The sequence below is a fragment of the Legionella sp. genome, assembly GCF_965140895.1.
Taxonomy (GTDB): Bacteria; Pseudomonadota; Gammaproteobacteria; order Legionellales; family Legionellaceae; genus Legionella.
In genome coordinates, this window is sequence record NZ_CBCSKT010000104.1 from 36,522 (window position 1) to 45,773 (window position 9,252).

Below are 9,252 nucleotides of genomic sequence, written 5' to 3' on the forward strand. Positions count from 1 at the left end.
AATCGGCTAATCTACACAAAGAACCGTAGACCTGCAATAGATATACTTCGAAACAAGTACTCCCAGGCTAACTCACTACTTAAAAAACGCCTATTGGCGCTACTCGCTAAACGGTTTTTTCTAAGATAATATGTAGTCTTTTCATCAGGCTATCGCAATTCGCCAAATAAAAAATTTATAGGGATGCTTATGTCAAATTATGTAAAAATATTCGCTCTTTTTCTTTGCGCAGGCCTTAGCGAGATAACTTACGCTGGACCCTGGTTCACAGGTCCAATCCTGGCGCCAGCAGGTCATACCGTACCGCGTGGCCATACCAACTTTGAATTGTACGGTATTGATGTAGAAACCGATGGCATCTATAGCGGTTCTGGAAAATTTCGTAGAACACCTCTATTTAATAGCGTGCTTTTAAACCCTCTTCTGACCCATGGATTTACCGACTGGCTTGATGTACAACTTTCAGTACCCTATGCCTTTAACAGTACACGGGGAGTACACTATAACCGGGTTACAGATAGCTCGGTAGGAGTAGGGCTGCAACTAGCCGAACAAAAAAAATCAAAATGGCTCCCTGATATTCGTTTTTTTGTTCAGGAAACTTTTCCTACAGGAACCTATGATAGGCTAAATCCAGCATTTTTAGGTACTGATGCCACCGGATTAGGCAGCTACAGAACGCTCATTGCGGCAAACTTTCAATACCTAAAGGAAATCTATGATTCACATTATTTGCGTACTCGCTTCGTAGTTTCTCGGCTCTACTCATCCTCTGTCAATGTTACGGGAATAAATAGCTTTGGCGGAACAGCCAATACACGCGGCCACATCAATCCTGGTGAAGAAGATAACGTGGATCTGGCTTTTGAATATACGCTGACTCAAAACTGGGTTGCCGTAATGGAAGGCTATTATTCTGAAGGACAAGCAAGCCGCTTCAATGGTATTTTAGATGTTGTAAACAATGACCTGGCAGCGATTGGCTCTCAACAATATGTTGAATATGGGCTAGCTCCAGCGCTGGAATATAATTTTAATTCCAATATCGGTGTTATTGGCGGTGTATGGTTTCCGGTTACGGGGAAAAATACCTCTCACTTTATGGCTTATGTATTAGCGGTGAATGCGTATTGGTAATAAAACATGAAAATGGTCTCTTTTAACAAGGTGCGTTGTTTCTATGGAAAAAACAAATAAATTCTCCTATGGACTTACATTAGCCGCTTTAGGCGTTGTATTCGGGGATATAGGGACTAGTCCCTTATATGCATTAAAAGTTACTCTAGAAAATCTCAGCGTAAATGAAGGGAATATTTTAGGGGTTTTATCACTTATTTTCTGGTGCTTAGTCATTATTATTTCATTTAAGTACTTAATTATGATTTTTCGCGCAGATAACGATGGCGAAGGCGGCATCCTCGCACTGTTAGCATTACTGAAACATAAAGATGCTAAATACGTCCCTCTATTTTACCTCCTCGCGATATTTGGCGCGGGGCTACTCATAGGAGATGGCATGCTCACCCCTGCTATCTCCGTCATTAGTGCCGTAGAAGGGCTAGGCACCTTATCCAATTCATTTACTCCATATATCCTGCCCACAGCCGTGGTGATTTTGGTTTTTCTCTTTATGATTCAATCAAAAGGCACCGCCAGCATTGGTTATTTATTTGGCCCATTAACTATAATCTGGTTCTTTACCATCGCGATACTCGGTATTATTCAAATCATTTCTGAGCCCGTAGTGCTTAAGGCAATTAACCCTTATTATGCCATTGCGATGCTACGTGACACCGGTTTTAAAGGCTATTTATTATTAGGCGGTATTTTCCTTGTTGTTACCGGTGGTGAAGCCCTTTATGCAGATATTGGTCACTTTGGAAAAAATCCCATTCGCATCTGTTGGTTTTTCCTGGTTCTCCCCTGTCTGGTATTAAACTATTTTGGCCAAGGCGCTAATTTACTCTTACATCCTGAAGCCATTAGTAATCCATTCTATATGATTGCACCAAGTTGGTTTTATTTGCCATTAATTATTCTGGCAACTGTTGCGACGATTATTGCCTCACAAGCGGTAATCTCTGCAACTTTTTCCTTAACCAAACAAGCCGTTTTGTTAGGTCTATGCCCACGAATACCTATAGTACAAACATCAAAAGAATATTCAGGACAAATTTATGTGCCACAAATCAATTTTATCTTGTTCATAGGCACAATAGCCCTTTCCTTTACCTTCCAAACCTCAGATAAAATGGCACATGCCTATGGAATAGCCGTCAATGCCTATATGCTCATGGTTGATTTCATGGTCGCATATACCGCAATTTCCATCTGGCGATGGTCAAAAATTAAAACCGTTATCATCTTTGGTTCATTTCTCCTTGTCGATTTCGCCTTCCTAGGCTCAAACGCGCACAAGTTCTTAACCGGCGGCTGGGTGCCCGTAACCCTGGCCTTCATTTTAGCCACCATTATGTACACCTGGAAATACGGACTGGAATATCTACGTAGCAATGTCTATATGAATAAAGAGGATATTTCTGGAATTTTAAAGCAGCTTCAGTATAAAAATTTAAATCAACTTCATAATTTAACTGCAATTTTCATTACCGATGTCTATGATAAAAGTGGTGGCAGCTTTTTGCATTTTCTAAAACTAAGTCGCTCCGTGCCAGAACATGTACTCATTGTAAATTACATCGTGGATAATATTCCTTATGTGCATTACAGCCAGCGTTATGAAGTGACCTGTCTCGATGAGCGAGTCTATCGCTTAACCTTGCATTATGGATTTATGGAAACGGTATCCATTCCCCGTGCTATAGAACGAGCATCGGATAAAAATATTTTGCCATTCAAGTTTAATAAAGAGCGAGCAACCTATATGGTTGAAATTCCGAATATTTTGGCTTCAAAAAGCAAAAAATCATTAACCTTTTTCTGGCAAGAAAAGTTATTTGCTTTCTTAATTCGAAATTATTCTGCCAATTTAAATATCGAATTCTATAAACTTCCGTATAATAGGACCATAGCAATTGGCACTTATTATATTATGTAAATCAGGAGTTGTTCATGTGGTTTAATAACGCACTTATTTATCAATTTGAGCTTGAAGACGCAAGCGTTTTAGAAGCGTCCTTAGTTGAAAACATTCTCAAACCCTGCCCCCCGCACGCACGGTTTATTTATGGTTGGAGTCCCATTTTTTCTGATGAATTAGTTCAGGAAGTTGCTGGTACTTCTCTTATTTGTATGGGCAAAGAAGAGCGATTGCTCCCCCGCGGCGTGGTTAATAAAATGCTTGCTGAACGCGTACAAACACTTGAAAACCAACATGGCCGTATGATCAAACGTGCCGAAAAAGCACAAATGGCAGAAGATATTGAGTTTGAATTACTTCCCAAATCATTTTGTATTCAAAAAAGATTACTGGCCATTCTGGATACGGCAAGTAAGCGAATTATTATAAATGCCTCCAGTAATAACCAAGCATCGCAGCTAACCTCGTTACTGCGTAAATCTGTTCCAGGTATTAGCATTGACCCAATCACGCATACTGAGAATCTGGCTGTACGTTTTGCAGAATGGATACAATCCCCTGCGAGCCTTCCCGCAAATTTCCAATTAGCCTCTGACTGTGTGCTCTTCTCTCTGGATAATGAAAAGAAACGAATTCATTGCAAAGGCTATGAATTACCTGCTGATGAAATTTTAACCTTGCTTGAGCAAGGCATGGTTACATCCGAAATTTCATTAATTTGGAAAGAACGCATTCAATTTACCTTAACCCATGATTTCACCTTTAAGAAATTGAAGAGCCTTGATTATCTGATTGACGATTTCAATGAAATTAAAGCACTGGACGAAGAACTACAACAACGCGATGCAGCACTTACCTTGTTAGCTGGCGAATTACGCGAATTAACAAACGATCTTTTAGCCGCATTCACAGTAAAAACTTCGGCTATGGAAGCAGCAATCTAATTCATGTGTCCTGGTTGCCAGCAACCAGGACTTCCTCACGCCCAAAAACAAATGGAAAATTTTTTATAATGCCATCAACACATCGATCATTAAATATGCTAAAATAAACAAATAGATCTATTTTTAATCGAATGCTGTAAAAATACTTACTTTAGAGTTCATGTTCCATGATTTGAAAAAAATAGGCTTTGGAGCTAATTAAAATGTCACATAAAATACGCAAGAATTTTAGTAAATCGATTAACTGGAATATAAGCTCTGATAAGAAAAAAATACAATCTCTCAGCAAAAATACACGAATTATTGCTGATGAGCTGGATAAAAACCCCATTCCCAATAAAAATGAGTTAAATCCAGAAAATAACCAAGAAAGTTGATAAAAATATGGCAAAGAAACAAAAAGATCTGGACGAAAAGCTACAATAGCATAATAATAAGCCACTCCATCAGGATAAAATGTGGCATAGGCTCACCTCAATGCATATGTTGATAGCAAATAAATCTGAATAAAAAAATCTATATCGCAATTTTAAACTGCAATTACAGATAAAGTTTTATATACTATTTTTTACCTAAAAAAGGATTGTTCATTATGTTTTTCAAACTACTACCTCCCTCGACTATCATGAAAGAAATACCTAAGGCAACTTCAAAATTTAAACAAATAAATTGGTCTTTGATAAAAAAAAGTACGAATGAGAATAAATTAAGTTTATCTGCTCAGACTATTGTGAATGAACTTGAAAATGCTTCATCATGTGATGTGCCGTCAGCACCCATACTAAAAAAATAAGAAACCATCCTTGGATTTCTCTCTTATCGATTGGTGTACGATCTTGAGGCTTTATGATCTGTTAACATTTCTAATGCCTCAAAATGCTCAGGAGCCTTTGATCCTAAAAGTTCGAACTGCACCTCATCATAAATCTCAAGTTCGCCATGTTGAACTATAGCTACGATGTTTTCCTCCAAGTGATCAATCGCTGTTGAATTAATGCCTTGTCGCACAAAAACTATTCTAGAAGAACCAAATTTATTGGGATCAATAACTCTATTGATGCTGCTTTCAATTGAAATATCTGCATTCTCATGCAGTTCTTGAGCATTATTCGCTTTGCTATTAAGCTGGCTTTGATTCAGGAAATCTACGTATTCCAATAAATTCACTACGTAGATGGTGTTCGTCTCACAATCTACAACCACCGATGGTTGATTATTATCAGATTCCAGCTCCTGGTCGTTGTTGAATTTTTTTGCGATAGCCAATTCAGTATTAATCACATTGATGATTACTTTTTTTGACTGATTTTCTTGAACAACCAATGGGAAGCGCTCACTAACACTACGATATGAATTTAATACATACTCAGGAGGAGTCACAAAATCATTATTGGATATACCTCTGGCAATAACACCATCAACTGCATTCTCAGGTTTTCTTGTTGAAACGGTTATTATATAAGTACCATCCTTTTTTAACCCAACATCAAGCCAACTAGGCCAGATATTACACATTTCTTTAAAAACATTCGGTACTTTTTTACCTGAATCCAGACGCTGCGATAGAAATCGGCCGCTCATATTATAAGTCAAAACCGCTTCATCATGGGTTAAAGTACCAATATTTTTTGTATGAGTTCCTTTGACACACTCATCGTCATAATAAATTGTTCGCTTTCTATCAACAGTAAGTAGAGCCAAGTCATCTAACCCATATCCTGTCGTTTGTTTTAATTGCAACGCCATGCTTTCTGCTGAAATTGATTTACCACTTCCCGGCCCTCCAGCCATCAAGACAGTAAAACGATCAGGATAAGTTATTACAGGCTGTTCTGGCACACCAATAAATGTATTTGCTTCAATTGCAGAAACCAAAGGTAATGACTCAAATTCGCCTTTTTGAATAAGATAATCAATTTTTCCCTCGGTAATATCATGGAGTTTTTTATCCATTTCTTCTTTAAGCAGCTCATCAGCCACATATGATAAAGCCAGTTCGTTGATCTCCGAATCTGATAAATCAATTGTCTTTTCTTCCCTTCGCTTGATAAGTATTTCTTTGCACTGATTAAAATGCTTAACTATCAATGAACTTGAGCTACTTGCTTGGCCTTCCTTTACACATGAATATACCAAGTCCAAATATTTTTTACGCTGAATTAACATATCTATATCAGGAAGAGCTCTAAAAATATATTGTGAATGAAAATCACGCACAAATTGACCAAAATCATTATTTTTAGGTGGCGTTTTTAATAATAGAGGGATTAATGCCCCTGTTATTTGTAAAGAACGCCTTTCCGTTTCAAAAACCATCAAATCAGCGATGGATTTACCATAATGATGTTGATAGCATCCAAAACCTTTTAGTAACTGCACTAATTCTTCTTTCGTTTGAACCGCATTTTTTAAGACGGTAAATTCGACCGAGTTTTTTTGGAATACATCTGGATATAATTGTTTGTCTGAAAGAAGTACCGTTTCAAGAGAGCAAGAACTCTCATTATGTTTTTTCCAATCATAATTTGAATAAAACCGTACAATAGTTGTATTACCGCCTAATCTTATTGCTCTTTTTGACGACATTGCTGATTTTGATAATTTAGCAAGCATTTAAGTCCCCCAATTAACCCTCTTTTGAGATATACTACAATAGAAACATTAACCAAATATTAACCATCCCGCTTCTTTAAAAATCTTTTTGGATGTAAACAATTATTAGCTTCATAAAAGGTTCAATCTAAGCTTCGTAAGCGGCCCCATTATCAATTGGCAAGTTATTTCAGCCCTGGTATTTGCCAAAAAATTACAGGGTAGAAAAGATCTAGATGCATTATGTGAAAAATATAACGTGATAAAGACAGAAGCATCTGAAAAGGAGGAACTAACATTAAGTACGGAACACATCAAAAACTTCGAAAAATTATTCTGCGAAGTGATGGAAAATACCCCGACTATAATCTGTAATTTTAAGCCCATGGCTAAGACAGTGGAATTAGTTCGATTGATGGTCATTCAGGAATGTGGTACGTCTGTCATAAAACCAGTTCTTGACAGCCAGTTAATGCGTGCATCGTATAATGTGGCCGTGTTTGATTCATGCTTAAACGCCCTTTCAGAAGAATATACCTCTGTAAAAGCTCTCGCTGAGGATAAAAGCACTCCCAGCTTCGCTGCAAGGCTGGGAATCTTCATATACCAAGTACTGCCGCTGTAGAATTATGATAAAGACGAAAGAGATGCTAAGGCTCATAAACAGCCTACAATGAATGAGCAAAATACTCCGGAAGAAAACCAGAGGGCTATGCAGCTGTAAAACAAAGATCTCATCTGGTTGTTTGTAAGATATTATGGTAGAAAACCTGGTTGCAGCAACCAGGCTATATAATTTATAGTTACGATATCTTTTGAATATTTATTGTATGATAAGTAGATTGATAAACTTTTTTAGCCTCTTCTGCTGCACTATGTAAACCCAAAGCAACATTAGATTCATACATTACTACTAATGCTTGTTGTGCACTTGGTGCTTGAGGATAGTTCTTTACTAAATAACTTGCCCGCTCAATAGCAGCAACATACATTTTACGTTTGAAATAAAACTTAGAAACATTTAATTCTTTTTGAGCAAACATATTACGTAAATAAATCATGCGTTGTAGAGCATTTGCGCTGTATTTGCTTTCTGGGAATTTTTGAATAAAAACCGCAAAATCAGAATAAGCTTGCGTCTGAGTTCCAGGATCACGCCAAGACTCATCTATAGGCAAAATTTTAGCAAAGACACCACGGGTTTGTTGGAAGTTTGCTAATCCACGCATGTAGTATGCATAATCCACATGTCTTGCACGCGGATAAAGATGAATAAAGCGCTCCGCAGTCGCTGCCGCAGAAGGATAATCTTCATTTTGATAATAAGCATAGATTAAATCCATTTGTGATTTTTCAGTATAATCACTAAATGGGTACATGGTTTCCATTGCTTCCAAGCGTTTAATTGCACTCACGTATTCTTTCTTCCTTAAAGCCTTTTGTGACTCCTCATGAAGCTGTTCAGCACTCATACCTTTAAACGGGTTTTTATCGTCATCATCCTTATTCCACCAGGTCTTACACGAGGATAAAGAAACCAGAAGACCAACCAGGAATAACACTTGAATTCGTTTCATAAACTACACCTATTGAATTATATCTGCTGCATCCACAAACACAGTAATAAAAAAATTTGGACCATTATACCTAGGACTATCTAATTTGCGAACATTCTTATGCGGATTTAATTTGCAATGAAATCAAAAAAGTATTTGCAAATTTTTTTAGGTTACGATAGTATTCTTGCCTATCGGAGAGATGGCAGAGCGGTCGAATGCGGCGGTCTTGAAAACCGTTGAAGGGCAACCTTCCCAGGGTTCGAATCCCTGTCTCTCCGCCAAGTACATCAGATAACTTCTTGTTAAATCAATATTTTTTAAATTATGTCAAATATAGGATTACCCTTTAGGTTACCCCAGTGAAAATATCTTTATTACAATAATTTAATACGTGCTTCTCGAAAGAGCTTGTAAGAAGATTTGATTAATCAAAATCTGTAGGTAGTTTCATGTTTTGTTTATGTTCGAAAGCTCTATCAATCTGAGGCCTAACTACTCGATTTAGGGATAAATCAGGTAATTTATCTTTTTCAAAAAACTCTATTTCTGATGTCTCAATACTGGCTTTCTTTTCACCCCCAACTAATTCACAGATAAAAAATATTTTATATGTGTGCGGTAATTGTATTGGATGAGGATGTTTGTTTTTGTCAAACAATGCCATTAACTTTATCGCTTTTGTTTTAAATCCTGATTCTTCGTATATTTCTTTGCACACAGCTTCACTAGGTGATTCATTAACATCAACCCAACCACCAGGCAATGTCCATAGCTGGTCAGAACGCTCTTTGACTAATAATATTTTATCACCTTTAAATACAGCTCCTCTGACATCCAATTTTGGTGTTGCGTAACCTTTTTCGCAATTAAATAGATCGATGACTTTATCAAAAGTAAAACTAGATTTTTCAGCCAATATTGAAGCAGCAATTTTCTGTATTTGCAGATATCGCTCCTTATCGAATGCATCTTTGGTAAAAAGCAAACCATTTTGTGCGATTGCAAAAAGTGAGTTAGCCATTTCCACTAATTTATCCATATATACCCATCGCCATTGAAAGTACTGGAAATTTTTTCTGAAATGAATTAAAAGTATCGGCATTATGAGATTTCATCC

General features: G+C 37.1%; 8 protein-coding genes and 1 tRNA gene. 6 read left to right on the forward strand and 3 right to left on the reverse strand.

Going from position 1 to position 9,252, the window contains the following annotated elements:
• Positions 1 to 189: 189 nt before the first annotated feature.
• The 4 genes from ACQY7T_RS11240 (at position 190) to ACQY7T_RS11255 (ending at position 4,361) form a co-directional block, all read left to right on the forward strand.
• The gene (locus ACQY7T_RS11240; protein WP_428413441.1) at positions 190 to 1,137 is read left to right on the forward strand and encodes a hypothetical protein; all 948 of its coding nucleotides are present in this window, start codon (positions 190 to 192) and stop codon (positions 1,135 to 1,137) included.
• Between the two features lie 43 nt (positions 1,138 to 1,180).
• Positions 1,181 to 3,058 (forward strand): potassium transporter Kup, encoded by a 1,878-nt coding sequence (locus ACQY7T_RS11245; protein ID WP_428413443.1) that lies wholly within the window; start codon positions 1,181 to 1,183, stop codon positions 3,056 to 3,058.
• Between the two features lie 14 nt (positions 3,059 to 3,072).
• A complete protein-coding gene (locus ACQY7T_RS11250; RefSeq protein WP_428413445.1) occupies positions 3,073 to 3,984 on the forward strand; it encodes a recombination-associated protein RdgC in 912 nt (303 codons plus the stop codon).
• A gap of 203 nt (positions 3,985 to 4,187) precedes the next feature.
• Entirely contained in the window at positions 4,188 to 4,361 is a 174-nt protein-coding gene (locus tag ACQY7T_RS11255) for a hypothetical protein (protein WP_428413447.1), read from the forward strand.
• Between the two features lie 439 nt (positions 4,362 to 4,800).
• On the opposite strand, the gene ACQY7T_RS11260 is transcribed toward ACQY7T_RS11255, so the two are convergent.
• Positions 4,801 to 6,597, reverse strand: a complete 1,797-nt coding sequence (locus ACQY7T_RS11260; RefSeq protein ID WP_428413449.1) for a hypothetical protein — start codon at positions 6,595 to 6,597, stop codon at positions 4,801 to 4,803.
• A gap of 238 nt (positions 6,598 to 6,835) precedes the next feature.
• On the opposite strand from ACQY7T_RS11260, the gene ACQY7T_RS11265 reads away from it, so the two are divergent.
• Positions 6,836 to 7,201, forward strand: coding sequence for a hypothetical protein (locus ACQY7T_RS11265; protein ID WP_428413451.1), 366 nt, complete (start codon positions 6,836 to 6,838; stop codon positions 7,199 to 7,201).
• A 178-nt stretch (positions 7,202 to 7,379) separates the two neighbouring features.
• On the opposite strand, the gene ACQY7T_RS11270 is transcribed toward ACQY7T_RS11265, so the two are convergent.
• Positions 7,380 to 8,153: an outer membrane protein assembly factor BamD gene (locus tag ACQY7T_RS11270; RefSeq protein WP_428413453.1), complete on the reverse strand. Its 774-nt coding sequence runs from the start codon at positions 8,151 to 8,153 to the stop codon at positions 7,380 to 7,382.
• 175 nt (positions 8,154 to 8,328) lie between these two features.
• Between ACQY7T_RS11270 and ACQY7T_RS11275 the strand changes: the two genes are divergently transcribed.
• Positions 8,329 to 8,416: transfer RNA gene (locus tag ACQY7T_RS11275), tRNA-Ser, on the forward strand.
• Between the two features lie 143 nt (positions 8,417 to 8,559).
• On the opposite strand, the gene ACQY7T_RS11280 is transcribed toward ACQY7T_RS11275, so the two are convergent.
• Entirely contained in the window at positions 8,560 to 9,174 is a 615-nt protein-coding gene (locus ACQY7T_RS11280) for an NUDIX hydrolase (RefSeq protein ID WP_428413455.1), read from the reverse strand.
• Positions 9,175 to 9,252 lie beyond the last annotated feature (78 nt).

Bases quoted from the DNA above. Each gene is read 5' to 3' on its own strand.
- ACQY7T_RS11240 (WP_428413441.1), top strand. From the start codon at position 190: ATGTCAAATTATGTAAAAATATTCGCTCTTTTTCTTTGCGCAGGCCTT.
- ACQY7T_RS11245 (WP_428413443.1), top strand. From the start codon at position 1,181: ATGGAAAAAACAAATAAATTCTCCTATGGACTTACATTAGCCGCTTTA.
- ACQY7T_RS11250 (WP_428413445.1), top strand. From the start codon at position 3,073: ATGTGGTTTAATAACGCACTTATTTATCAATTTGAGCTTGAAGACGCA.
- ACQY7T_RS11255 (WP_428413447.1), top strand. From the start codon at position 4,188: ATGTCACATAAAATACGCAAGAATTTTAGTAAATCGATTAACTGGAAT.
- ACQY7T_RS11260 (WP_428413449.1), bottom strand. From the start codon at position 6,597: ATGCTTGCTAAATTATCAAAATCAGCAATGTCGTCAAAAAGAGCAATA.
- ACQY7T_RS11270 (WP_428413453.1), bottom strand. From the start codon at position 8,153: ATGAAACGAATTCAAGTGTTATTCCTGGTTGGTCTTCTGGTTTCTTTA.
- ACQY7T_RS11280 (WP_428413455.1), bottom strand. From the start codon at position 9,174: ATGGATAAATTAGTGGAAATGGCTAACTCACTTTTTGCAATCGCACAA.